This is a genomic window from Streptomyces sp. NPDC020681, from assembly GCF_044334895.1.
Taxonomy (GTDB): domain Bacteria; phylum Actinomycetota; class Actinomycetes; order Streptomycetales; family Streptomycetaceae; genus Streptomyces.
This window is the reverse complement of record NZ_JBIRTX010000002.1, coordinates 352,797-375,228: the sequence shown is the minus strand read 5'-3', so window position 1 is coordinate 375,228 and position 22,432 is coordinate 352,797. Positions and strand designations below refer to the sequence as shown.

Sequence of the window (22,432 nt, the reverse complement as noted above, 5' to 3'; positions counted from 1 at the left end):
CGCTCAGAAGTCCGTGGCCAGCGAGGAGTTGGCATAGTCGGGACGGCGCGAGTCGCTGTCGCCGTCCTCGCACGGCGCGATGGCCGACGACGCGTCCAGTCGCGCCGGGCGGTAGTACGAACTTCCCTGCCGCCAGTACCGGATCATCGGCCAGACTCCGGCCGCGAGCCCGCCGATGCCGATAGCGAGCGAGGCATTGCTCAGCTCGCCCAGCGCCTCGACGAGGACCCAGAGCATGAACAGCGCGCCGAGCAGCGGCCAGGCGCCGCCGAGGACGAAGTCCCGTACGGAGCGCAGCAGCGTCTTGCGGTAGGCGACGACGGCGGCGATGCCGGCGAGCCCGTAGTAGAAGGCGATCTGGAGTCCGATCGCGGCGACGGCGGCCTCCAGCACGGCGCCGACCGAGCCGAGCGCGGTGGACGCCACGAACATCGCGAGCGCGACCGCGCCGACGACGGCGACCGCCACCCACGGCGTGTTCCAGCGCCGGTGGACCGTGCCGAGCGCGGCCGGCATCGTACGGTCCCTGCCCATCGCGAACAGCGAGCGCGTCACCTGGATCAGCGTCGTCTCCAGCGTCGCGACCGTGGACAGCAGCACCGCCACGACCAGCAGCTTTCCGCCGACACCGGGCCAGATCGCATCGCCGAGCAGGGACAGCACATTGGCCCCGCCCGCCTTGATGTCCTCGGCGGTCAGGATCACGTTCACCGCGATCGTGAAGGCCTCGAAGAGCAGGAAGACGACGCCGACGCCGACGAGGGCGGCGAGTCCGGCGGTGCGGCGGCTGTCCCGGGTCTCCTCGCTGAGATTGCTGGTGACGTCCCAGCCCCAGTAGTAGAAGGCGGCGATCAGCGCGCCGGAGGCGAATCCGGCCGGTCCGTCGAAGTGCGAGAAGCCGAGCCACGACCAGTCGAAGGCGGCCGCGGCGCCGTTGTGCAGCAGCGCGGCGACGATGAAGAACAGCAGGATCGTCAGCTCGACACCGGTCATCAGCAGCTGTGCGCGCACGGTGAGCCGGGCACCGCCCAGCACCACCAGCAGCATGGCCAGGAACCAGGCCGCGCCGACGAGCGTCGCGAGCGCGGTGTTCTCGCCGAGTGCCGGGTCGAAGAGCGCGAGCGTCATCGCGCCGGCGGGCAGCGAACCGGCCACCATGAACAGCGTCGTGGAGACGACCAGCGCCCAGCCGGAGAGAAACCCGAGAAACGGGTGGAGCGTGCGGCCCACCCAGGAGTAGCCCGCGCCCGCGTTGATGTCGATCCGGCCGAGGCGGCCGAAGGCCAGCACGATGCCGAGCATCGGGATCGCGCAGTAGAGCAGTGCGGCCGGTCCAGCGAGGCCGACGGTCGCGACAAGTACGGCGGTGGTCGCGGCGATTGAGTAGGCGGGGGCGCTGCCGGCGATGGCCATCACGATCGTGTCGAAGGTCCCGAGAACGTTGGGCTGCAGTCCTCTGACGGAGTTGTTGCGCATGGCACTCTCCGAACGCGCTTGTGCCGCACGACATCTGTCGATGCGTCAGAAATGAACGTCCCGGGCCGGAGTGCTGGGCTCCGTAAAGGGGAGAACGAGCGCATCGTAGTCGGATGCGTGCGCGGTGGTGAGCGGGGTGGGGCTTCCCCCACCCTTAAGAGACTGGGTGACGCCATGGGCCCCGGTTCTCGCTCTCCGTAGCGTCATGACCATGGACATGATGCGGCTGGCGCTACGTACCCTGCGGTTCCGGAAAGGCGGCTTCCTGGCCACCTTCGTCGCGCTCTTCTGCGGCACGGCGATCGTGCTGGCCTGCGGAGGGCTGCTGGAGACCGGCATCCGCAACAACGTGCCGCCGGAGCGGCTTGCCAGGGCTTCGCTGGTGGTGACCGGCGACCGTTCGTACGAGCTGCATCCCGGGGATCCGGAGGAGAGCGAGCAGGCGGTGCTCGCGGAGAGCGTGCCGGTGGACGCCGCGCTGGCCCAGAAGGTGCGGGGTGCCGCGGGAGTGCGGCAGGTGGTCGGCGATGTGACGTTCGCGGCGACGGTGCTGAATGGTTCTGTGGGAGTGCAGGGGCACGGGTGGGGCTCGGCGTCGCTCGCGCCGTACCGGCTGGAGTCCGGGTCCGCGCCGAACGGCGCCCGCCAAGTGGTGCTGGACGCGGCGACGGCGGCGAAGTCCGGTGCGGGAGTGGGGGATTCGGTACGGGTCGCGGCGCACGGGGAGACGGCGGCGTACGAGGTGAGCGGTGTGGCACGGGCCGCGACGGTGGCGCGGGAGACGGTGTTCTTCTCCGACGAGGTGGCTCAGCGGCTTTCGGGCGCGGGCAGCTTCGACGCACTGGCGGTCGTGGCGCGGCCCGGTGCGGACCTCGACCAGGTCCGGGCAGCTGTGGATGACGTGCTCGCCGGCGCACCCGTCAAGATTCTCTCCGGCGACGACCGCGGCTTCGCCGAGTACCCCGCCGCCCTGGAGCGGCGCGAGGACCTGATCTCGCTCTCCGCCGTCTTCGGCGGCATGGCCGTCATGGTCGCGCTCTTTGTCACCGCCGGCACCATGGCACTCTCCGCGGCCCAGCGCCGCCGCGAACTCGCCCTCATGCGCGCGATCGGCGCGACCCCGCGCCAGCTGCGCCGGATGCTGGTCGCCGAGACGCTTGTCATCGCCGTCGCGGCCGCGCTGCTCGCCTGGCTGCCCGGCCGCCGGCTCGGCGCCGCGCTGTTCGAGCAGCTCGCGCGGAGCGGTGTGACAACGGACGCCGTGCAGTTCAGCCAGGGCTGGATCCCGCTGGCCGCGGCGGGCGGCGCGGTGCTGGCGACCGCCGTCGGCGCGGGCCTCATCGGGACCCGGCGCGCGGTACGGACCAGGCCCACCGAGGCGCTCGCCGACGCGGCCCTGCAACAGCGCTGGTTCTCCGTGATCCGGCTGCTGTTCGCCATTGTCTTCCTCGGCGGCGCGGCCGCGCTCGCCATCGTCACCTGGACGGTGATGGACGGACCGATCGCGGCGAGCACCGCCGGCCCGACGGTCATCTGCGCGGCGATCGGTCTCGCGCTGATCGCCCCGTGGCTGACGAGGGTCTGCGCGGCGCTGCTGCACTGGCCGGTCGGCGCGCTGACCGGCACCACCGGTCAGCTGGCGATGCTCAACTCCCGGGCCCGCATCGTCCAGGTCGCCGCGGCCGTCACGCCGGTGATGCTCGCGGTCGGCGTCGCCACGGCCAATCTGTACCTCCAGACGACGCAGGCCGACGTCGTGGAACGGGCCTTCTCGGAGAATCTGCGCGCGGACGCGGTCGTCACCTCCGCATCCGGCACGGTGGCGCCGGACCTGGCCGACCGGGTCCGTGAGCTGCCCGGCGTCGCGGCGGCCAGTGCGTACGTGACCAGCACAGGGTTCATCGAGCGGCCCGACGGACGGGGCGCGGAGACCGGTGAGGACGGCATCGCGCTGCAGGGCGTGAGCGCGGCGGGCGCGGCCGGCACGGCGACGGTGACCGCGGGCAGCCTCGGGGACCTGCGCGGCGACACGATCGCGCTGCCGGAAGAGTCGGGCCACGAGGTGGACGAGACGCTGACGCTGCGGCTCGGGGACGGGAGTACGGCGCGGGTGAAGGTGGTTGCGACGTACCGTCCGAAGGCGGGCTCCGAGGCGGCACTGCTCCCGGCGGAACTGCTGGCGCCGCACACGACGGAGGGCCTGCCGCAACAGGTCCTGGTGGTGGCGAAGCCCGGCGCCGATGTCGAGGACGCGCTGGGCCAACTGACGGCCCGTACTCCCGGCTTGGCGGTGTCGGACCGCGACGCGCTGATCGCCGCGCACTCCGAGGACACCGAGACGCAGGCGTGGATCAACTATCTGCTGGTCGGCATGATCGTCGCGTACACCGCGATCTCGGTGGTCAACAGCCTGGCCATGGCGACGGGCGCACGCCGCCGGGAGTTCGGCCTCCAGCGGCTGACCGGCGCGACGAAGGCGCAGGTCATGCGGATGCTGACGGTCGAGGGCCTGCTGGTGGCGGCCATCGGCGTCCTGCTGGGCACGGCGGCCGCGGCGACGACCCTGGTCCCGTTCGCCCACGCGGCGGCGGACCGCCTGCTGCCGACGGGCCCGCTGTGGATCTACGGCACGGTGGTGGGCACGGCACTGGCACTGGCGCTGTCGGCGACGCTGATCCCGGCATGGCGGGCTCTGAAAATCCTGCCGGTGCGGGCGGCGCGGGAGTCGTAGAGTCGGGGACATGGATGCTGCAGGGACGGTACGGGTCGACGCCTGGATCTGGTCGGTACGCCTGACGAAGACCCGCTCCCAGGCTTCGTCGGCCTGCCGCGCGGGCCATGTCCGCGTCAACGGCGACCGCGTCAAACCGGCCCACGCGCTGCGCACGGGCGACCAGGTCCGGCTGTTCCACGCGGGCCGCGAGCGCCTGGTGGTCGTCTCCCAGATCGTGAAGAAGCGCGTCGGCGCCCCGGTCGCGGTCCAGTGCTACGTGGACAACAGCCCGCCGCCTCCGCCGAAGGAGTTCACGGCCCCGGTGGCGATCAGGGAACGGGGCGCGGGGCGTCCGACGAAGCGGGACAGGCGGGAGATGGAACGGCTCCAGGGCGGACTGCCGAAGCCGTAGGGGTGGTCCTGCTGCGTGCGTCAGCGCAGCGGACCGACCGTTTGTGCGGTGAGTTGGCTGAACTCGTACGCGTCGTGCGAGGAGAAGATCCGGATCACTCTCGGGTCGATCCGCCGAAGCTCCCGCAACCGTTCCAGCTGCGTCATCCGCTGCCCGTGGTGGTCCGCGACCAGGCGCTGGTGCAGGGCCACCGGGCGCGGGCAGCGCGGGCGGCGGAGGTCCATTTCGCCGTGGAAGAAGTACGCGTCTCCCGCGTGGAGCAGCCAGCGGTCCGGCTGCTGGACCGCGACCGCGCAGTGGCCGCGGCTGTGGCCCGGGAGCGGGACCATCAGGACGTCCGGGGCACGCAGGACCCGGCTGGCCGCGAAGCCGTGCCAGTCGGAGTCCGCCGTGTCGTGGATCATCCACTGCGGGCCGTGCGCCCATTGGGCCGTGACGTAGCGGCTCGCGTCGAGGCGGCCGTCGCGCCGCATCGCCGCGCGGTACTCGTCGGTCATCACATGGACCCGCGCCCAGGGAAAGTCCGCGAGGCCGCCCGCGTGGTCCAGATCGAGGTGGGTCAGGACGATGTCCTGCACGTCGTACGGGTCGTAGCCGAGCGCCCGGATCTGATGGACCGCCGTGTGCGACAGGTCCAGCGTCGGGCGCATGGTGCGGCGGAACAGCGGGCCGAGCCGGCGCGGGTCCGCGATGTCCGCGGCGCCGAGGCCGGTGTCGACGAGGAGGAGGCCGCTGCCCGTCACGACCAGCAGGCAGTGAGCGACCAGCGGGGAGCCGCCGACGGGGTGCATCGGGGCGCAGTCGAGGTGGTGGACCGTGGGCCAGGACATGCGTTCCTCCGGCTACGGCTTGAGAGGGAGTGGAAGTGCGGGGGCGGGTCCGGCAGGGGGCGACGGTCTCGCGCAGAGGAGGGCTGACTCGCGCGGTGTCCGCTCCGTATGCTCGAGATGGTCGGGGAACAACGCCTCACGCACTGCCTTGCTCATGTGAACTGGCCCTCCAGGCCTGTGCCGTACTTACACCGTAAGTACCGGCCCGAGAGAAGCACTTACGCTGTAAGCCGTCAAGTGGTTGGGCGAAACCGGGGAGCGGTCGGATGTCTGCCGAGTCAGGTCAACAACCCACGCGGGCCGAGTCGTTGACGAAACAGGCGACGGCCCGTGAGCCGTTGTCCCGTGAGCGGATCGTTGCCGCAGCGCTCCGCATCGTCGACGACGAGGGCGTGACCGCGCTCTCCATGCGCCGGATCGCCGCCACCCTCGGCGTCCAGGCGATGTCGCTCTACAACCACGTGGGCGGCAAGGACGATGTGCTCGACGGGATCACGGAGTTCATCACCACGGACATCCAGCTGTCCATGACCCGCAAGCCCGACGGCGACTGGGAGGACGGCATCCGCTCCCTCTCGTACGCCTTCCGGCAGGCGTCGCTGCGCCACCCGCGCGCCTGCGAGCTGGTGCTGGTCCACCACCTCTCCTCGCCGAGCGCGCTGGTGATCATCGACTGCTCCCTCGCCGTCCTGCTGGAGCACGGCTTCGAGGAGGCCGCCGCCGTGCACGCGCTGCGGCTGCTCATCGCCTTCCAGATCGGCTCTCTGCTGCGGCAGTTCCATTCGCCCTGCTCCCCGGAGTACGACGACGCGGAGCTGCGGGAGCGGACGGCGGATCTCGCGGAGTCCGGACTCCCGGCCGTGGCCAAGCTCGCCCCGCTCCTGGCGGTGATCGACCACGACGCCGAGTTCGCCTTCGGACTGGACCTGCTGATCGCCGCGCTGCGGCCGTACGCCCCGGCACGCAAGATTGCCGGTGACGTGCCGCAACAAGTCCGGCGGAACTGACGTCCTCACAGGGGAGTGACCCACCCCGTACGTGCACCCGCTCCCGGAGGCCGGTTTGGACAGCACCATCCAGGCGGCCCCGGCCGCCGGGCCCGACCTCCCGTACCGCGCCTCCGGCGGCCGCCGTGCCGCCGCCTGGCTCGCGGGTCTGCTGCTGCTCGCGCCCACCGTGGTCGCGGTCTGCCGCGCGGCGGACACCGACTTCGTCACGCCCGTGCCGCAGCTGCTCGCCTTTCTGCCGTGGCTGCTGGCCCCAGCCGGCTTCGCGCTGCTGCTCGCGCTGCTGGCGCGCTGGCGCACCGGCATGGTCTGGGCGGTCGCGGTGCTCGCGGTCACCGGCTGGTTCGTCAGGCCGTACGACACCGGTCTCACCGACGATCCGCCCGGGCCGGTCGTCGGCCGTCTGAAGGTGCTCACCTCGAACGTCGAGTTCGGCAACGCCACCGAGGGCCTGCTGGCGACCCTCCGGAGCGAGCGCCCCGACATCGTCTTCGTCCAGGAGTGCGCGAGCAGCTGCTCGAAAGCGCTCGCGGCGAAGGTCTCCGCCGCCGACTACCCGTACCGCAAGGTCGTCGAGGGCGACTGGGCCTCCGGCTCGGCGATCCTCAGCAAACATCCGCTGCGCACCGCCGCCGGCATCGAGAGCAGGCTCGCGATGCCGGGCGCCGTCGCCGTCGTCGCGGGACGGCAGGTGAATCTCCAGCTCGCCCATCCGCTGCCGCCCGTCCCGGCCGGCATCGCCGACTGGAACCGGGAGCTCGGGCGGGTACGGGTGTACGCCGCCGGGGTGAAGGGTTCCCCGACGATCCTCGCCGGCGACTTCAACGCCACGCAGGACCATGCCGCCTTCCGCCGGGTGCTCGACGCCGGCGATCTGCGCGACAGCGCCACTCTCGTGGGCGCGTCCCGTACGCCGTCCTGGCCGGCCGAGGTGCGCAGGCCGCTCGGCGCGCAGATCGACCATGTGCTGGTCAGCGAGGACTTCTCGGTGCGCAGGGCCCGCTTTCTCCAGCTGGCGGACACCGACCACCGTGCGCTGCTGGTCCGGCTCGAACTCCACGACGACGTGCGCTGACCGCCGCGCCGGGTGAAAGTAGGTCCGTGACACCTGGTCCTGTCCGGCCGATCAGGCCGGACAGGGCCCTGGGGGGCCGTCAGTCAGGAGGCGTTCCGGATGCGCGCTGTCGCGGTCAAGGCGTTCAAGGCCGAGCCCGAACTGATCCAGGTCCCCAAGCCGGACCCCGCCGAGGGCGAGGTCCTGGTGAAGGTCGAGTACGCGGCGCTCAACCCGTTCGACTGGCGGGTCGCCGACGGAGCCCTGGAGGGCGTGGCCCCGCATGTCTTTCCGCTGGTCCTGGGCGGCGACTTCGCGGGCCGCGTCGATGTGGTCGGGCCCGGCGACAACCGCTTCCGGGTCGGCGACGCGGTCTTCGGCCAGGCGGGCCGGCCGCCGGTGGGCACCGGCACATACGCCGAGTACGTCACGATGCCGCAGGACGGGGCGATCACCTACGTACCGGACGGGCTGTCGCTGAAGACCGCGTCCCTGCTGCCGACGGCCGGGATGACCGCCGCACAGATCCTGGCCGCTGCCGGAGTGACCGCCGGACAGTCGCTGCTGGTCATCGGCGCGGCGGGCGGCGTCGGCAGCCTGCTGACCCAACTGGCGGCGGCCCGCGGGGTCAGGGTCCTGGCGGCGGTGCGCGGCGACGAGGAGCAGCGGATGGCCGCGCTCGGAGCGGCCGCGACGATCGACGTCACGGCGCAGGACGCCGGTTCGGCGGTACGGGCCGGCTGCCCGGCCGGCATTGACGCGCTGATCGACCTGGTCTCCGCCGATCCGGACGCCTTCACGGCGTACGCCGCGCACGTCCGTCCCGGCGGCCGGGCCCTGACCACGCGTTCCGTGGCCGGTGCGGCACGGCTCCCGCAAGGTGTCGAGGGCGTCGACTTCCAGCAGCATCCGTCGGCCGCCCTGCTCGACACCCTGGCAGCGGCGGCCGCGGACGGTGAGCTCCTGGTGCCGGTGGACGCCGAACTCCCGCTGGAGAAGGCCCCGGAGGCGCTGGCAACGTCCCGTGCCGGCGGCGCGCGCGGCAAGACGGTCTTCGCGCTCTGACGCCCACCTGTCAATACGGGACTTGCTCCCGCACGCCTGAATAAGGCATGTCTTGACCATGGAGACCCGAGCGGGACGGCTGTCCCCACCCGAGTGGCTGCTCAAGGGCCTGCGGCCGCAGCAGGCGCCGGTGCCGTGGGCCGCGGTCTGCCGGGCCGGGGTCGCGCTCTCCGCGCCGCTCGCGGTCGGGCTCGCCGTCGGACAGCCGGTGTACGGCGCGCTGGCGTCGATGGGCGCGCTGGCCGGGGTCATCGGCGACACCGCCGACGCGTACCGGATGCGGATCTTCAACATCGCGGTGCCGCAGCTCTTCGGCGCGGTCGGCGTCACGCTCGGCACGCTGGTGTACGGCGAGGGCTGGCTCGCGGTCGGCGTGCTGACGCTGGTCGCGCTGGTTTCCGGAATGATCTCGTCGATCGGCGCGGTCGCCTCCGTCTCCGGACTGCTGCTCCTGCTCAACGCGGTCGTCGGCGCGGGACTGCCGATGCCGCAGCCGTGGTGGAAGGCGCCGCTGCTGCTCGGGCTCGGCGGGCTTTTTGTGCTCGTACTGACGCTGCTGGCCTGGCCGTTGCGCGGACGCGAGCCGGAGCGGGCCGCGGTGGCCGCGACCTATCGCAGCGTCGCGGACGTGCTGGCGGCCGCCGGCACAGCGGAGTACGAGGACAAGCGCCAGGCGGTCACGGAGTCGCTGAACACCTCGTACGACCTGATCCTCGCGCGGCGGGCGGGCGACCACGGGCGGCGCAGCCCGCTCGTGCGGCAGCTCTCGCAGCTCAATGTGCTCATTCCGCTGGTCGAGGCGGCCGCCGCCGCGCATCTGCACGGGCGGGCCTCGCGGCGGCCCGAAATCGCCGCGGCGGTACGGGACTTGGCCGACGACGTCGCCGAACAGCGGCGCGGTGCAGCGCCCCGGCTGGTGCTGCCGGAGCCGGAAGGCCCCGCGGACCGCGCCGTCGAGAGCGCGCTGCGGCATGCCGCGGCGGTCGTGCACAAGGCGGACCCCGACCCGTACAACGTCGACGACCGGCTCGGCCGCCCGGCCGCTCTGCGGATCCGCTTCCGGCGCACGACCCGCAGCGTGCTGTTCTCCGAACCGTCCTGGCGCTACGGCCTGCGGCTCGCGCTCTGCATCGGCCTCGCGCAGGCGTTTGCCTCGCTGGTGACGGTGGAGCGCTCGTACTGGGTGGCGCTCACCGTCACCTTTGTCATGAAGCCGGACTTCGGCTCGGTCTTCTCCCGCGCGGTGCTGCGCGCGCTCGGCACGGCGGCGGGTCTCGTGGTCGCCGCGGCGGTGCTCTCCCAAGTCCCGCGCGGCTGGTGGGACGTACCGGTGATGCTGGTCCTCGCGGCGCTGATCCCCGCCCTCACGGCGAAGGGCTACGCCTTCCAGACGGCGGCCATCACACCCGTGATCCTGCTGCTCTCGGACGTCCTCAACCACGAGGGCTTCGGCCTGCTCCTGCCGCGCCTCGTGGACAGCCTCATCGGCTGCACGATCGCGCTGGTCGCGGGCTATCTGCTCTGGCCGGAGAGCTGGCACACCCGGATCGGCGACCGGCTGGCGGAGGCGGTCGACGACGCGGCGGGCTATGTGGCGTTCGCGTTCGGAGCGGGGAAGGACCAGAGCGAACGGGTGCGCCGCCGTCGCCGGATCTACCGCGACCTGTCGTCGGTACGGTCGGAGTTCCAGCGGGCGCTGACCGAACCGCCGCCGACGGGGACCCGGGCGGCCGCTTGGTGGCCGCTGGTCGTCGCGGTCGAGCGCATCGTGGACGCGACGACGGCAGCCCGCGTCCGCGTCACCTACGGCGCGAAGCCGCCTGCGCCGGAGGAGATCGCCGAGATCGAACAGCAGCTGCGCGAGCTGGCGGCGGGCGTACGCAGCAGCGAGGTGCTGGTGGAGGTCAGGGCGGAGCTGACGGGCGACGAGGAGGGCGTGCTGGCTCCGCTGCGGCAGGAGGTGCGGGCGGCGCGGGCGATCGCGTCACCGGCCCGGGAGAGGTGAACGAAGGGCCTTCGGCACCGGACCTGCGCCGGCCGCGGCGACCCGGGACAGGGCGTGGGGCAGCAGCCAGGCTCCCGCCGCCAGCGCGAGGCCCGCGCCGAGCAGCCACCACGACGTCGTGCGCAGGGGCGAGGTCAGCGCGTCGAAGACCGCTCCCGCCGCGGGGCGGTCCACATCCGGGGGGAGGTCGTCGAGCGCGAGGCCGCGGCCCACGGCCACCGAGCCGCGGAGCAGCAGGCCGCCCGCGGCGAGTGCGAGGCCGAGGCCGGTCAGGGCCCGCGGCCGGTGGAGAGCGAGCAGGACTCCCGTCACCGCGAGCAGCAGCGTCGCCACCGGCAGCCAGACGCCCGCGATCTGGAGCCCGTCGAAGACCTCGCGCGCCTCGCCGAGCCGGTCGGCCTCCAGGACCGTGATCCTGGTGTTCCCGACCGGGATCTGGTCCGCGAACGGAATGCCCTCGTCGCTGAGCTGCCGCTTCACCTGCTCGATCACCGGCGCCAGATCGATGCCGACCGAGTCCGCGCTGTCGCTCGTCAGCGAATCCTCAACGGCCGTGTGCGCGGCTCGGTTGACCGTGTTCCACGCCGTCTTGTACGCCTCCGTGCCCGCGAAGGAGATCACCGCCTCGTGCACGAGCTGCTGCACGCCCTCCTGGAACGGACCCGCGTCGATCTTCTGCATCACCTCGTCGGTGATCCGGACCGCGACCGCGTTCTGCACCGCGGGGTCGGAGGCGAGCGGAGCCATCGCGGCCACATATCCGTCCGTGTCGCCGATGTCCCGGTCCGCCCAGACGGCGAGCGCGCTCAGCGGCGTCAGGACGGCCACGAGGGCGATCAGCACCGCTGACAGGAAGCTCCGCACTCCTCCAGGGAACGCGGGGCGGGGGCCCGGCGCGAGCGGTGCTCCGCCGACCAGGGTGGGTCGGTCGCCCGGGCAGCCCATGCCCGGTCCATGCCGCCCGGTCCTGGCCTCTGACTTGCCAGGCGGCCGCGGCGGGTGTGCTCTGAAGGCAGGACGAGAGGGAAGGAGCTCTCCGCCATGGCCACACACGCAACGATGCCCGTTCAGCGACAGCACCACGGTTCCCTCAGCTGGGCGCTGCCCCTCTCGCTGGGGGTGTTCTACGGCTTCTACGCCGGATTCCTCCGCCGCGAAGGCCAGCCCGTCACCTGGTGGGACGTCCTCTTCGGCGCGGTCGTCGGGCTCATCTTCGCCGGGCTGGCGTACACGCTGGGCCGTTTCCAGCAGTCGCTGCCGCGCGAGCTGCGCGCCGGCGCGTACGGAGTGCTGACCGGCGTGGCGATGGGCTTCCTGAACAGCCAGACCGGCGAGAGCGTGCTGCACTCCTCCGTGATCGGGCTCGTCATCGGTGCCGTGATGCTGGCCGTGAGCTTCTACATCTTCTACATGCGGGAGTCGTGAGCTTCCGAGCCGTGAGCTTCTCCGTCTGCCACGTCCCGCGCAGACCCGCCGGAATCCCTGACCTCGCGCGGCCGCCAGATCCGATCTGGCGGCCGCGCGTCGTCGTCTCGCGCCTACAGAGTGAGACCGATGGAGGGAGGCGCCGATGCAGCAGGACGTACCGCCGCTGCGTGTCGCGGTCATCATCGGCAGCACACGTGAGGGGCGGGTCGGCGAGAAGGTCGGCCGCTGGTTCGCCGAGCGGGCCGCCGAGCGTGCGGAGCTGGAGCTGTCGGTGGTCGATCTCGTCGACTTCGACTTCCCGGTCCGCTATCCGGACCGCGCGACCGGCCAGATGCGGGACTTCGTCGCCGAGGTCGGCCGCGCCGACGCGTTCGTGGTCGTGACCCCGGAGTACAACCGCTCCTTCCCCGCCTCCCTCAAGCAGGCCATCGACTACGCCTACGACGAGTGGCAGACCAAGCCGGTCGCCTTCGTCAGCTACGGGCACGGCTCGCGCGGTCTGTACGCGGTCGAGCAGCTGCGTTCGGTCTTCACCGAGCTGCACACCGTGACCCTGCGCAACGGCGTCAGCATCAACCTCCTCGACGAGACCGGCGAGGACCGCGACCGCGCGGCCGCGCTGATGCTCGACCAGCTCGGCTGGTGGGGACTGGCGCTGCGCGAGGCCCGCGCCGCACGTCCGTACGTTTCCTGACGCCGCCGCCGATGAGTTCCGCCGTTGGCAACGGTCAAACCCGTGAACCTGCTGGACCTCCTAGACCTCCGAGAGACCTCCGAGACCTTCCGAAGGAACTGACGATGAGTACAGAACTGGCAATCGAGACCGCGGGTCTGGTGAAGGTCTTCGGTGAGAACCGGGCCGTCGACGGCGTCGATCTCAGCGTGCCGGCGGGCACCGTGTACGGCGTCCTCGGGCCGAACGGCGCGGGAAAGACGACCACGGTCAAGATGCTCGCCACCCTGCTGCGGCCGGACGGCGGCGAGGCCCGCGTGTTCGGCAAGGACGTGCAGAAGGACGCCGACGCGGTACGGAGCAGGGTCAGCCTGACCGGGCAGTACGCCTCTGTCGACGAGGACCTCACGGGCACCGAAAACCTGGTGCTGCTGGCGCGGCTGCTCGGCCACCCCAAGCCGGACGCCCGCGAGCGGTCCGCCCAACTGCTGGAGGCCTTCGGCCTCTCCGAAGCGTCGGACAAGCAGGTGAAGAACTACTCGGGCGGCATGCGGCGCCGAATCGACATCGCCGCGTCCATCCTGAACACTCCCGATCTGCTCTTCCTCGACGAGCCGACCACCGGCCTCGACCCGCGCAGCCGCAACCAGGTCTGGGACATCGTGCGCGCGGTCGTCGCCCAGGGCACGACGGTGCTGCTGACCACGCAGTATCTGGACGAGGCCGACCAACTGGCGTCCCGTATCGCCGTGATCGACCACGGCAAGGTCATCGCCGAAGGCACCAAGGGCGAGCTGAAGTCGTCGGTCGGCTCGGGCGCGGTCCATCTGCGGCTGCGCGACGCCGGGCAGCGGCCGGACGCCGAGCGCGTCCTGGCCCAGGCCCTGAACGCCGAGGTCCAGCTCGACTCGGACCCGGTCGCCCTCACCGCCCGCGTCAACGGACACGGCACGGATCAAGGCGCGGCGGAACAGGCCGCGCGAGCACTGGCGGAGCTCGCCCGCTCCGGAATCACCGTGGACAACTTCGCGCTGGGACAGCCCAGCCTGGACGAGGTCTTCCTCGCCCTCACCGACAAGAAGGGGACGGCGGCATGAGCACCGCGACCACCACCAAGGATGTCGAAGACCTGGTACTCGACGCGCCGAAGGCGGAGCATCTCGCCGCGCTGCTGGTGAGCAAGGAACGACCACCGCGGCCGAGCGCGCTCTCCGCGTCGCTGACCTTCGGCTGGCGGGCGATGCTGAAGATCAAGCATGTGCCGGAGCAGCTCTTCGACGTGACGGCGTTCCCGATCATGATGGTGCTGATGTACACGTACCTCTTCGGAGGGGCGCTGGCCGGCTCGGTCGAGGCGTACATCCAGTTCCTGCTGCCGGGCATCCTGACCATGAGCGTCGTGATGATCACGATGTACACGGGCGTCGCGGTCAACACCGACATCACCAAGGGCGTCTTCGACCGCTTCCGCACGCTGCCGATCTGGCGGCCGTCCCCGATGGTCGGCTATCTCCTCGGCGATGTCGTCCGGTACTTCCTCGCGTCCGTGGTGATGCTGACGGTCGGCGTGATCATCGGCTACCGGCCGGACGGCGGAGTCCCGGGCATGCTGCTCGGCGTCGCGCTGCTGATGGTCTTCTCGTTCTCCTTCTCCTGGATCTGGACGATGTTCGGGCTGCTGCTGCGCACGGAGAAGTCCGTGATGGGCGTCAGCATGATGGTGATCTTCCCGCTGACCTTCCTGAGCAATGTCTTCGTCGACCCGAAGACGATGCCGGGCTGGCTGCAGGCCTTCGTCAACAACAGCCCGGTGACCCATGTGGCCACGGCGGTACGGGAGTTGATGGCCGGCAACTGGCCGGCGGCGGACATCGCGTGGTCGCTGGGCTGGGCGGGCCTGTTCGTGCTGGTCTTCGGCTCGGTGACAATGCGGCTCTACAACCGCAAGTGAGGTTGCGGGCGGGTGAGACGGGCGTCCTCGGTGGTCCGGGGGCGCCCGCCGCCGTCTGCCTTGACCTTCCCGGCGGGGGAAGCCGCAGCATCGGTCGGGCCGGGCGGAGCGCCCGGTACGAGGAGGAAAGCATGGGTCTGCTGACGATCGGCGCGTTCGCCCGCGCCTCCCGGCTGTCCGCCAAGGCGCTGCGCCGCTACGACGAGCTGGGCCTGCTGCGGCCCGCCCGCGTCGACTCGTACACCGGCTACCGGTACTACGACGAGACGCAGTTGGAGCGGGCCCGGCTGGTGGCGTGGCTGCGCCGGATCGGCATGCCGCTGGCCCGGATCCAGGACGTCTGCGACCTGCATGCGTCGGACGCGGCCGCGGCCGCCCGGGACATCCGGGCGTACTGGGCCCAGGTGGAGGCGGACACCTCCGCCCGGCGTGACCTGGCTGTCTTCCTCGTCGACCAGTTGTCAGGGAAGGACACCGACACCATGTCTCAGCTCACTGCACCTCTGGGGTTCCGCTACGCCGCACGGTCGGACCGCGGACTCGTCCGGGAGACCAACCAGGATGCCGCGTACGCCGGTTCCCGGCTGATCGCCGTCGCCGACGGGTACGGGGGCCGGGGCGCGCCCGCGAGCACCGCGGCGATCGACGCGCTCAAGCCCCTGCAGGCGGAGGAATCCGGCTCCACCCGGGTCGGAGACCTGCTCAACGCCCTTGAGGACGCGGTCCTTCGGGCCGACACCGCCGTCAGCGGCTTCGCCGAGTCCGGCACAACGCTGACCGCGATGGTGTGGACCGGCTCGCAGCTGGCCCTGGTCCATGTCGGGGACACCCGCGCCTATGTGCTGCGCGACGGCGACTTCTTCCAGATCACCCATGACCACACGGTCGTCCAGTCGATGATCGACGAGGGTGAGCTCAGCCCCGAGGAGGCGGCGACGCATCCTCAGCGGGCGCTGCTGCTGCGCGCGCTGGACGGCGGTGGCGCTGCCGTCCGGCCCGATCTGCGGCTGCACGAGGCGCGGGCCGGCGACCGGTATCTGCTGTGCTCGGACGGCCTGTTCACGGCGGTGCCGGACGCGGACGTACGCCGGGCGCTCGCCACGGTCGCGGACCCGGAGGAGGCCGTCACCGAACTGGTCGCGCTCGCTCATCGCGCGGGCGGCCCCGACAACATCGCGTGCGTCGTCGCCGATGTGGTGCGGCTCTGAGCGCGGTCACAGACGCCAGTCGACCGGCCGCGGCGGGTGGTAGGAGCAGTACGAACCGGTGGTGACGGACTCCCGCAGATGTGCGGCGAGTTCGGGGTGGAGCGCGTCGAGTCTGCGCAGGGTGTCGCGGATGCGGGCGGTGACCGTCTTACGGGCCCGCTCGGCCTCGTCGCCGAGACGGCGCGTGCGGCCGCCGAGGCCGGCGGCCGTGCGCAACTCGTCCAGCAGGGCCGATCGTTCGCGGTCGAACTCATCGGCCCTGCGCGTGTCGCCCAGCTCCGCCGCCCGGTCGATCTCCTCGTCCAGGCGCTCGAGGCGTCGCCGGTACTGCGACTTGGCCTCCTCGTCGAGCACCGGGTCCCCGCCGAATGCCTGGCCCGCCTCCGGGGCGAGCAGGCGGACGGCGGGGACCTCGGTGCCCGGGCGTGCGAGCAGTACGGCGAGGTCGCGCAGGCCCTTGGCGTCCGGGACATGAACGGGCCTGTCGCGGTAGGTGAGGACCCAGACGGCTCCGTCGCGGCGGAATTCGTCCCGTACGGGCGCGTCGTGCGGCGGCGGAGTCCCGGCCGGTCGCAGGCCGAGGGACTCCGCCTCCTGTGTCGCCTCCGCCGCCAGGGCCCCTGCCCGCGCGACGTCGCCGGCCGTCGCGCGGGCGCGCAGCGCTCCCGCCAGGGCCGACTTCGCGCGCACCGCCCAGGGCCGGGCGCGGAGGAGGTCCGCGGAGGCGATCGCCGCGGTGAGTTCGTCGATCGCCTCGGTCCAGCGGCCGCGCGCCGCGTCCAGCAAGCCGAGCCAGAGGTCGACCGGGCCGCTGATGTCGCAGCCGTACAGGGAAACGACCCACTGGCCCCGGTACGGATCGAGCTCGGCCCAGGCCGCCGCGATGAGATCCTCGTCCCCGGAAAGAGCCGCCGCCTGCGCCCGCAGCCGCATCCCCAGCGGCGCGAACACCCGGGGCAGCGGGTCCGGCGCGGCGTCCAGCTCGGACAGCAGCCTCAGCGCGGTCGCCCGGTCGCCGCGCTCGGCCGCGGTGACTCCTTCCAGCAGCCCGGGATACGGGTGGGCCGTCTCTTCCAGCTGCGCCAGGATCGCGTCCGCCTCGCCGACGCGTCCCTGGAGCAGCCGCAGGCTCCATTCGATGTGCAGCGACATGAAGGCGAACGGCGAGTGCTCGTGGCCGAGCACGCTGACGCCCGCCAGATGTTCCTCGGCCTCGTCGAAGCGGCCGGTGAGCGCGTCGACCAGGCATTTGTCGACCGCCTTGCCCAGTTCGAGGCGGCGCACCTTGAGCCGCTCGGCGACGGCCTGTGAGGTGCGCAGTTGATCGAGATAGCGGGGGTCGGCCAGTTCGAGCATCGTGACCCAGCGCATCGCCGTGGCGTGGAACTCCATGTCGCGGTTGGCGGTACGGCGCGCCACCGCCGCCATCTCGCTCGTGAGGTCCATCCGCTCCTGGGCGGTGCCGAGGCCCCAGATCGAGTCGTGCCGCGCCCACAGCGCGAAGGCGAGGGCCTCGTCGTCCTCCAGGCGCCTGGCGTGCGCGGTGTACCGCACGGCCAGCTCCTGTGCGATCCGTTCGGGACTGAACTCCTCGGCGTCCGCGGTGCCACCGACCAGCGCGCGGTAGGCCTCCCGCAGCCGTGCCGCCGTCTGCTTCCGGCGCCGTTCGTCGGCCAGGGAACCGTGCACATGCAGCGTGATGGCGACGCGGGCGAGCAGTTCGGGCTCGCCGACCTCGTCCGCGAGGGCCGCGGCGTGGTCGAAGACCGGCCACGACTCCGATTCCGCGGCGCCGTAGTGGTGCAGCTCGCCGGCGAGGTCGAGGGCGATCAGCGCGGCTCTTCGCTGCAACGGCTCGTCCTCGCCGCCGCCCCGCGCGCCTTCCTCCGCGACCTCCAACGCCCGCCGGTAGTGCCCGACCGCCTCCTCGGTGGCCAGCCTGCTCGACGCGTCCCGCGCCGCCGTCAGCAGCAGCTCGGTGCGGCGCTCGGCCGGCAGCTCGTCGCCCGCCAGATATGCGTGCCTCGCGAGGTCGGCAGGGATGACCTGGTCCGCGATGTCCGGAGCCCCGTCCAGCGCCCGGACCACCGTGCCGTGCCGCCGCCGCGCGTCCGCGTCGTCCAGCGAGTCGTACAGCGTCTCCCGCACCAGATCGTGCGCGAAGGCGAACCGGCCGCCCTCACGCACGGTCACCAGCCGCGCCGCGACGGCCCGGTCCAGCAGCCGGTCCACATGCGGCACGGGCGCACCGGCCACGACGGCGAGCACCCCGCGACGGAATTCGCGCCCCAGCACGGCGGCGCTGTTCAGCAGCTCCCCGACCGGCTCGGGCAGCAGCGTCAGCCGCCTGCGCACGGCTTCACGCACGCCCGGCGCGACCGCCGTGACCGGGCTTCCGCCGTGCCAGAGCCGCGCGGTCTGCTCGACGAAGAAGGGATTGCCGCCGGTACGCCGGTGCACCTCGTCGACGAGCGCCGCCGCCGGCTCGCGCCCCGTCGTGAGCGTCATCAGCGAGCCGACCTCGTCCCGCTTCAGGCCGGTCAGCGTCAGCGTCGTCGTCGCCCGCGCCGCGAGCGGGAGGATCAGCGGCTGGAGCGGATGGTCGGGGGTCTCCACTTCCGCGTCCCGGTACGTCCCCACCAGGAGCAGCCGCTCGAACCAGGCGTGCTGGGCCGCGAATTCGAGCAGTTTCAGTGAGGCGGGGTCGGACCAGTGCAGATCGTCCAGGACCACCATGACCGGGCGGCTCTGGGACACCGTGACGAGTGCGGTCGTCACCGCGTCGTACACCGCGAACGGCTCTTTGTCGTCCTCCCCGGACGCCCCGCCGGACGCCTCGCCGAGCAGCACCGCGAGCCGTCCGCCCGCCGCCTTCTCCGCCTCGGCCCACTCGTCCTGGCTGACGCCGCGCCGCAGTCCGCGCACCACCTGCACCCACGGCCAGTAGCCCGGCGCGCTCTCCGAGTCCCAGCAGGAGCCGCCGAGTACCAGCGCGCCGCGCCGCCGCGCCTCGTCGGCGGCGTCGGTGACCAGCGAGGTCTTGCCGATCCCTGCCTCGCCCGTGACCAGCAGCAGGCCGCCGTGGCTGTCCGTCGCCCGGCCGATCTCCGCGCGGAGGACGCCTGCGGGGTGGTCACGCCCGATCAGTGCAGGGGTCATGCCGAAACCATAGGAGGCGGCACTGACAACCCGCACATGAGAATCCGTGCGAGTTCCTGTGCCGCCTCCGGCGTTCGGGCCCTCCGGTTATGTGAAGCGCAGCTCGGCCAGCGGATCGGCCGTCCTGCGCGCCGTCCTGGCGGACGCCGTGACCATGAGCTCCGCGAGCTCACCGCCCGCGCGCCCGATCCGGTTCGGCAGCGTGTCCGTCAGCGCGTCGCCCGTGCCGCCCCAGTCCTCCGACGCCGCGTACACCGCGGTCGGCACGACCAGGGCGCGCAGGTGGGCGAAGAGCGGACGCATGGCGTGCTCCAGCACCAGCGAGTGCCGGGCGGTGCCGCCGGTGGCCGCGATCAGCACCGGCTTGCCGGTGAGCGCGTCGGGCTCGATCAGGTCGAAGAACGACTTGAAGAGACCGCTGTACGAGGCCGCGAAGACGGGCGTCACCGCGATCAGGCCGTCGGCCTCAGTCACCGCCTCGATCGCCTCGCCGAGCGCCGGCGCCGGGAACCCGGTCACCAGGTGGTTGGCGATCGGCACGGCCAGCTCGCGCAGTTCGACGACGGTCACCTCGACCTCGAACCCGTCGTCCGTGGCCTGCTCGGCGAGCCGGTTGCGTACGGACTCGGTGAGCCGGTCGGCCAGCAGCCTGGTCGAGGACGGCACGCTCAGTCCGGCCGAAACGGCGACCAGCTTCAGTGTCTGCATGACGGTTACGCCTCCTTGCCGGCAGCGGCGACGGGGATGCGGACGGCGGGGTGCAGCGGCGCGGTCTCCGGCACCCCGGCCGGCCGCAGGTTGGCGAACTCCTTGCGCAGCACCGGCACGACCTCTTCGCCGAGGATGTCGAGCTGCTCCAGCACGGTCTTGAGCGGCAGTCCCGCGTGGTCCATCAGGAACAGCTGGCGCTGGTAGTCGCCGACCGCCTCACGGAAGCCGAGGGTCCGCTCGATGACCTGCTGCGGGGAGCCGACGGTCAGCGGCGTCTGCTCGGTGAAGTCCTCCAGCGACGGACCGTGTCCGTAGACCGGCGCGTTGTCGAAGTACGGGCGGAACTCGCTGATCGCGTCCTGCGAGTTCCTGCGCATGAAGACCTGGCCGCCGAGGCCGACGATGGCCTGCTCGGCCGTGCCGTGTCCGTAGTGCGCGTACCGCTGCCGGTAGAGCTCGACCATCTTCTGGGTGTGGGACATCGGCCAGAAGATGTTGTTGTGGAAGAAGCCGTCGCCGTAGTACGCGGCCTGCTCGGCGATCTCCGGCGAGCGGATGGAGCCGTGCCAGACGAACGGCGGCACGCCGTCGAGCGGTCGCGGCGTGGAGGTGAAGGACTGCAGCGGCGTACGGAACTTGCCCTCCCAGTCCACGACGTCCTCCCTCCACAGCTTGTGGAGAAGCGCGTAGTTCTCGATGGCGAGCGGTATGCCCTGGCGGATGTCCTTGCCGAACCACGGATAGACCGGTCCGGTGTTGCCGCGGCCCATCATCAGGTCGACGCGGCCCTCGGCGAGGTGCTGGAGGTACGCGTAGTCCTCGGCGATCTTCACCGGGTCGTTGGTGGTGATCAGCGTGGTGGAGGTGGACAGGATCAGCCGTTCGGTACGCGCCGCGATGTAGCCGAGGAGCGTGGTGGGGGACGACGGGACGAACGGCGGGTTGTGGTGCTCACCGGTCGCGAAGACGTCGAGTCCGACCTCCTCGGCCTTGCGGGCGATGGCGACCGTCGCCTTGATCCGCTCGTGCTCGCTCGGCGTGCGGCCGTTGGTCGGGTCGGTGGTGACGTCGCCGACGGTGAAGATGCCGAACTGCATGGAGCTCACCTCTCGCGTAAGGGCTTCAACCTCGATGGTTGAATATTGAACCATACGCGCCAACGAGAGGCACAGCCCTTCTATTCCGGGGCTTCTGCTCCGGGGCTCCGGATCCGGGCCCGTACTCGCGGCTAGCTGCCCGTACCCGCGGCGCTCGCGAACAGCTCGCGGAACGCATCCGCCGATTCGGAGCCCGACCGGCCGAACGGCGCGTCGAAGTCCCACACCAGGAACAGCAGAAACGCGATCAGCGCCGAGAAGAGACCGGCGAGCAGCAGCTCCCGGGACGAGCGGCCCATCTGCATCGTGAAGATCAGCCCGATCGTCACCAGGGCGCCGCTGATCAGGCCGAACCACACCACGCCCGGCAGCGTCTCACCGGCGTTCTCCGCGCGGGCGTTGCGCGCGTCGTCCGCGATGGCGACCTGGTCGAGCATCGGCTGGTACGCCTGCGCCTCCAGCTCGTCGGCCGGCTTCCGCTGCGCGATGTCGGCGCGCACGACGTCGAGCAGCTCGCCGCCCCGGCCGGACAGCTCGTTGCGGTCGATCATCCGCGGCCACTCCTGGTGGACGACATGGGAGACGTACTCGTCGATGTCCGCGCGCAGCCCTTCCTGGACGTCGGCCGGATAGACCTCGGCGCGCTTGGTGACCTCGTACAGGGCCTGTGCCTCGCGGCGTACGTCGTCCTGTGCGGCGCTGCGGGCCTCCCAGACGCCGGCGATCGCCAGACCGAGCACGATTGCGTACACCACGCCGACCATCATCGTCATGTACTCGAGGACGTCGGGGGTCTCGGCCGCTTCGCCGTCCACCGATCCGGCCCGGTTCAGCCGGTGGCTGAGCAGTGTGACGACGAGGACGACGGCGCAGGCGGCGGCCATCGCGAGGGCCAGGACCAGCCATTCCGACATGAGTGATCTCCGTGAGGGTGGGGGGTGCGGGGGTGTGGCGGTGGGTTCAGGAGCGGCGGGAGGAGGCTGACCCCGAGCGCGGGCGCAGCATGGCCGCCGCGAGCACGGCCGGGACGCTGGTCACCAGCATCAGGATCGTGAGGGGTGTGCCGCCGTCGTCCCGCCGCCCGGGAGCGGGACGGTAGTTGCGTACGGCACGGGGGGCGGCCGGCGGGCCGGCCTGTTCGACGACGGTCGGCGTCTCGGTCTCCGGTTCCGGCTCCGGCGACGGCTCGGGCTCCGGTGTCTTCGGCGTCGGGGCCGGCGGCTCGGGACGTGCCGGCTGCACCGGCTCCGGCGCGGGCGGAGGCGGGGGCGGCGTGCTGGGCGCGGGTGTGCCGGGTGGCGCGGGCGCCGGAGGTGCGGGCCGCGGCGGCGCCGGTTCCGGCGGCGGTGCGCAGTCGCCGAACAGCTCGATCGAGACCTGTACCGACACCGGTACGGGCGGCGGCACCTCGACAAGCACCAGTGCGCACACCGGCTCGAGCCACGGCCCGCCGGCCGGCGGGAGCTCGTCCGCCGACGCTGTTGCGACCCCCTGCGTGCCGAGAATCGCCACGATCCCCAGCGCGCTCAACTGCTCCCATCCCGCCACAGGGGCACGCTATGGGCGCGCGGACGTGGGCGGCGACCAACTCCACCCGTACGGATGATTGGCACGTTTGTCGGATCGGCGGCCCGAGAGCGGGT

General features: G+C 71.9%; 19 protein-coding genes. 11 read left to right on the top strand and 8 right to left on the bottom strand.

All coding sequences use genetic code 11. The features are described from left to right. Nucleotides 1–3: 3 nt before the first annotated feature. Complete coding sequence (locus ACH4YL_RS05295) at nucleotides 4–1,476, bottom strand: APC family permease (RefSeq protein WP_398505021.1); 1,473 nt, start codon at nucleotides 1,474–1,476, stop codon at nucleotides 4–6. Between the two features lie 205 nt (nucleotides 1,477–1,681). Between ACH4YL_RS05295 and ACH4YL_RS05290 the strand changes: the two genes are divergently transcribed. Then, nucleotides 1,682–4,207 (top strand): FtsX-like permease family protein, encoded by a 2,526-nt coding sequence (locus ACH4YL_RS05290; RefSeq protein WP_398505019.1) that lies wholly within the window; start codon nucleotides 1,682–1,684, stop codon nucleotides 4,205–4,207. Between the two features lie 10 nt (nucleotides 4,208–4,217). Next, a complete protein-coding gene (locus tag ACH4YL_RS05285; RefSeq protein WP_398505017.1) occupies nucleotides 4,218–4,601 on the top strand; it encodes an RNA-binding S4 domain-containing protein in 384 nt (127 codons plus the stop codon). Between the two features lie 20 nt (nucleotides 4,602–4,621). On the opposite strand, the gene ACH4YL_RS05280 is transcribed toward ACH4YL_RS05285, so the two are convergent. Then, nucleotides 4,622–5,431: an MBL fold metallo-hydrolase gene (locus tag ACH4YL_RS05280; RefSeq protein WP_398505015.1), complete on the bottom strand. Its 810-nt coding sequence runs from the start codon at nucleotides 5,429–5,431 to the stop codon at nucleotides 4,622–4,624. 266 nt (nucleotides 5,432–5,697) lie between these two features. Between ACH4YL_RS05280 and ACH4YL_RS05275 the strand changes: the two genes are divergently transcribed. The 4 genes from ACH4YL_RS05275 to ACH4YL_RS05260 all read left to right on the top strand — a co-directional run bounded on the left by ACH4YL_RS05275 (nucleotide 5,698) and on the right by ACH4YL_RS05260 (nucleotide 10,562). Next, the gene (locus tag ACH4YL_RS05275) at nucleotides 5,698–6,438 is read left to right on the top strand and encodes a TetR/AcrR family transcriptional regulator C-terminal domain-containing protein (protein ID WP_398505013.1); all 741 of its coding nucleotides are present in this window, start codon (nucleotides 5,698–5,700) and stop codon (nucleotides 6,436–6,438) included. A gap of 55 nt (nucleotides 6,439–6,493) precedes the next feature. Next, complete coding sequence (locus tag ACH4YL_RS05270) at nucleotides 6,494–7,513, top strand: endonuclease/exonuclease/phosphatase family protein (RefSeq protein ID WP_398505011.1); 1,020 nt, start codon at nucleotides 6,494–6,496, stop codon at nucleotides 7,511–7,513. Between the two features lie 99 nt (nucleotides 7,514–7,612). Further along, nucleotides 7,613–8,557, top strand: coding sequence for an NADP-dependent oxidoreductase (locus tag ACH4YL_RS05265; RefSeq protein ID WP_398505009.1), 945 nt, complete (start codon nucleotides 7,613–7,615; stop codon nucleotides 8,555–8,557). A 58-nt stretch (nucleotides 8,558–8,615) separates the two neighbouring features. Continuing rightward, nucleotides 8,616–10,562 (top strand): FUSC family protein, encoded by a 1,947-nt coding sequence (locus ACH4YL_RS05260; RefSeq protein ID WP_398505007.1) that lies wholly within the window; start codon nucleotides 8,616–8,618, stop codon nucleotides 10,560–10,562. Here ACH4YL_RS05260 and ACH4YL_RS05255 read toward each other — a convergent pair. Beyond that, nucleotides 10,542–11,426, bottom strand: coding sequence for a hypothetical protein (locus tag ACH4YL_RS05255; RefSeq protein WP_398505006.1), 885 nt, complete (start codon nucleotides 11,424–11,426; stop codon nucleotides 10,542–10,544). The genes ACH4YL_RS05260 and ACH4YL_RS05255 overlap by 21 nt on opposite strands. A 177-nt stretch (nucleotides 11,427–11,603) precedes the next feature. Here ACH4YL_RS05255 and ACH4YL_RS05250 point away from each other — a divergent pair, with 177 nt between their 5' ends. From ACH4YL_RS05250 to ACH4YL_RS05230, 5 genes are all read left to right on the top strand, one after another. Then, complete coding sequence (locus tag ACH4YL_RS05250; protein WP_398505004.1) at nucleotides 11,604–11,987, top strand: hypothetical protein; 384 nt, start codon at nucleotides 11,604–11,606, stop codon at nucleotides 11,985–11,987. A gap of 145 nt (nucleotides 11,988–12,132) precedes the next feature. Continuing rightward, a complete protein-coding gene (locus ACH4YL_RS05245; RefSeq protein WP_398505002.1) occupies nucleotides 12,133–12,684 on the top strand; it encodes an NADPH-dependent FMN reductase in 552 nt (183 codons plus the stop codon). Nucleotides 12,685–12,788: 104 nt separating this feature from the next. Continuing rightward, entirely contained in the window at nucleotides 12,789–13,760 is a 972-nt protein-coding gene (locus ACH4YL_RS05240) for an ATP-binding cassette domain-containing protein (protein ID WP_398505000.1), read from the top strand. Continuing rightward, entirely contained in the window at nucleotides 13,757–14,614 is an 858-nt protein-coding gene (locus tag ACH4YL_RS05235) for an ABC transporter permease (RefSeq protein WP_398504999.1), read from the top strand. Before ACH4YL_RS05240 ends, ACH4YL_RS05235 begins: the two co-directional genes overlap by 4 nt. Nucleotides 14,615–14,745: 131 nt before the next feature. Further along, a complete protein-coding gene (locus ACH4YL_RS05230) occupies nucleotides 14,746–15,822 on the top strand; it encodes a MerR family transcriptional regulator (protein ID WP_398504997.1) in 1,077 nt (358 codons plus the stop codon). Nucleotides 15,823–15,828: 6 nt separating this feature from the next. Here ACH4YL_RS05230 and ACH4YL_RS05225 read toward each other — a convergent pair whose 3' ends face one another. From ACH4YL_RS05225 to ACH4YL_RS05205, 5 genes are all read right to left on the bottom strand, one after another. Then, on the bottom strand, nucleotides 15,829–18,981 hold the full coding sequence (locus ACH4YL_RS05225) for an ATP-binding protein (protein ID WP_398504995.1): 3,153 nt from the start codon (nucleotides 18,979–18,981) through the stop codon (nucleotides 15,829–15,831). Between the two features lie 87 nt (nucleotides 18,982–19,068). Continuing rightward, entirely contained in the window at nucleotides 19,069–19,689 is a 621-nt protein-coding gene (locus ACH4YL_RS05220) for an FMN reductase (protein ID WP_398504993.1), read from the bottom strand. 5 nt (nucleotides 19,690–19,694) lie between these two features. After that, nucleotides 19,695–20,789 carry an LLM class flavin-dependent oxidoreductase gene (locus ACH4YL_RS05215; protein ID WP_398504991.1) on the bottom strand — a complete coding sequence of 365 codons (1,095 nt, stop codon included), beginning with the start codon at nucleotides 20,787–20,789 and terminating at the stop codon, nucleotides 19,695–19,697. 131 nt (nucleotides 20,790–20,920) lie between these two features. Next, nucleotides 20,921–21,703: a hypothetical protein gene (locus ACH4YL_RS05210; RefSeq protein ID WP_398504989.1), complete on the bottom strand. Its 783-nt coding sequence runs from the start codon at nucleotides 21,701–21,703 to the stop codon at nucleotides 20,921–20,923. 46 nt (nucleotides 21,704–21,749) lie between these two features. Continuing rightward, complete coding sequence (locus ACH4YL_RS05205; RefSeq protein ID WP_398504987.1) at nucleotides 21,750–22,337, bottom strand: hypothetical protein; 588 nt, start codon at nucleotides 22,335–22,337, stop codon at nucleotides 21,750–21,752. Nucleotides 22,338–22,432 lie beyond the last annotated feature (95 nt).